At 60.2% G+C, this 490-nt stretch carries 1 protein-coding gene; it reads right to left on the bottom strand.

The window, feature by feature from the left end:
• Positions 1-478, bottom strand: a 478-nt coding sequence (locus AC1D0P_RS28655; protein WP_477679832.1) for a GMC oxidoreductase, incomplete at its 3' end; no start/stop codon positions are given.
• Between the last annotated feature and the right edge of the window lie 12 nt (positions 479-490).

The following is a 490-nucleotide window of genomic DNA, read 5'->3' as shown; positions in this document are numbered from 1 at the left end:
GCTCGTCGGTCTGAACGCCCTCACCCGGCTGAATTTCGGGGCCGCGGAATTCGTCGAAGGCCTTTTGGCTGAAGATTTCACGGGTCATGCGGACGCAATGACGGAATTTGATCCAGTCTTCCTCATGGCTCATATAATTGAAGCGAATCACCGGCTCTGCCTTGGGATCGGCCGAGCGCAGCGTGACATTGCCGCGCGACTTGGACAGATTGTAGCCGACATGAGCCTGGAAGCCGTGGCTCTTGGCCGCCGCCTTACCGTCATAGGAGATCGCCACCGGCAAGAAGTGATATTGGATGTCCGGCTGCTTGACGCCTGGCGCCGAGCGGATGAAGGCACAGGCCTCGAACTGGTTCGACGCGCCGAGGCCGCCTCCGGTCAGCAGCCATTGCGCACCGGCCACGCCCTGCCAGAACCAGGGCAGCCAGGAATAGAGCGATACCGGCTTGGTCGAGACCTGCTGGAAATAGAATTCCATATGGTCCTGCAG

Source organism: Polaromonas sp. P1_G2, from assembly GCF_056405515.1.
The sequence above is the reverse complement of the archived record's forward strand: the minus strand, read 5'-3'. Positions and strand labels throughout refer to the sequence as shown.